This is a genomic window from Modicisalibacter ilicicola DSM 19980, from assembly GCF_900128925.1.
GTDB classification, from domain to species: domain Bacteria; phylum Pseudomonadota; class Gammaproteobacteria; order Pseudomonadales; family Halomonadaceae; genus Modicisalibacter; species Modicisalibacter ilicicola.
Genome location: NZ_FQUJ01000039.1, coordinates 1 through 1,383, shown reverse-complemented (window position 1 = coordinate 1,383; position 1,383 = coordinate 1). Strand labels below are relative to the sequence as shown.

The 1,383-nt window shown below is 62.5% G+C and carries 1 protein-coding gene; it reads left to right on the top strand.

Annotated features, from left to right (window positions below; all coding sequences use genetic code 11):
• The first annotated feature begins 99 nt into the window (after positions 1-99).
• Positions 100-1,353: an IS256 family transposase gene (locus tag BUA41_RS18695; RefSeq protein WP_072825730.1), complete on the top strand. Its 1,254-nt coding sequence runs from the start codon at positions 100-102 to the stop codon at positions 1,351-1,353.
• Positions 1,354-1,383 lie beyond the last annotated feature (30 nt).

The window sequence follows — 1,383 nt, the reverse complement described above, 5'->3', positions numbered from 1 at the left end:
GAGTTAAGCTCATGTCTTGTGTATGGAGGGAAGAAGAGAGGGTGGCGTATCCTGCTGATTGATCACGCCAGATCACAACCAGCATAGGATGGATACGCCATGACCAATTCTACTCTCCAAGCCGTGACGCAGCCAGACGCCGGCGTTACCGATCCGTTGCATGAGCTGTTGCGCAAAGGGGCCCGAGACCTGATCGCCAAGGCCGTGGAGGCGGAGTTGAGCACCTTCCTCGAGCAATACGCCGATAAGACGCTGGAAGACGGCCGCCGCGCCGTGGTGCGCAACGGCTATCTTCCCGAGCGCACGGTACAGACCGGCATCGGCGACGTTGAGGTCAAGGTCCCCCGGACCCGTGATCGCAGCGGTGCCGGGGTCACCTTCAGCAGCGCGCTGCTGCCGCCCTACCTGAAGCGGGCCCGCAGCATCGAGGAGCTGATCCCCTGGCTCTACCTGAAGGGGGTCTCCACCGGCGACTACCAGGAGGCGCTGGCGGCGCTGCTGGGCGACCAGGCCAAGGGGCTGTCGGCCAACACCGTGTCCCGCCTCAAGAAGCAGTGGGAGGACGAGCATACCGACTGGCAGAAGCGCGACCTGGCAGACCAGCATTACGTCTACTGGTGGGCCGATGGGGTTTACAGCAACGTGCGCATGGATGACCGCCTGTGCCTGCTGGTGATCATCGGCGTCACCGAGCAGGGCCGCAAGGAGTTGGTGGTCGTAGAGGATGGGCAGCGCGAGTCAGAGGCCAGCTGGAAGGAGCTTCTCACGGGGCTGCGAGAGCGCGGGCTGGCCACCGCCCCCAAGCTCGCGGTCGGTGACGGCGCGATGGGGTTTTGGGCAGCGCTGAGCAAGGTCTACCCGGAGGCCGACCACCAGCGCTGCTGGGTTCACAAGACCGCCAACGTACTGAACAAGTTGCCGAAGTCCGTGCAACCCAAGGTCAAGGCTGACCTCCACGAGATATGGATGGCCGAGACCCGCGATGAAGCGCACAAGGCCTTCGATCGCACCGTGAAACGCTTCGAGGCCAAGTACCCCAGAGCTATGGAGTGCCTGGCCAAGGATCGGGAGGAGCTGCTGGCGTTCTACGACTATCCGGCAGAGCACTGGGTGCATATCCGCACCACCAACCCAATCGAGTCGACCTTCGCCACGGTCCGCCTGCGGAGCAAGCGAAGCCGGAACTGCGGCTCCCGGGCGACCACCCTGGCGATGGTCTTCAAGCTGCTTCAGAGCGCTCAGAAGCGCTGGAAGCGGATCAAGGGGTTCAAGAAACTGGAGCTAGTCGTGAACAACGTCAAGTTCCAGGATGGAGAACCCTTGACCGATCAGTCAGATAGGACTGCCGCCTAACCGGCCATACACAGGATTTGACAATAACTC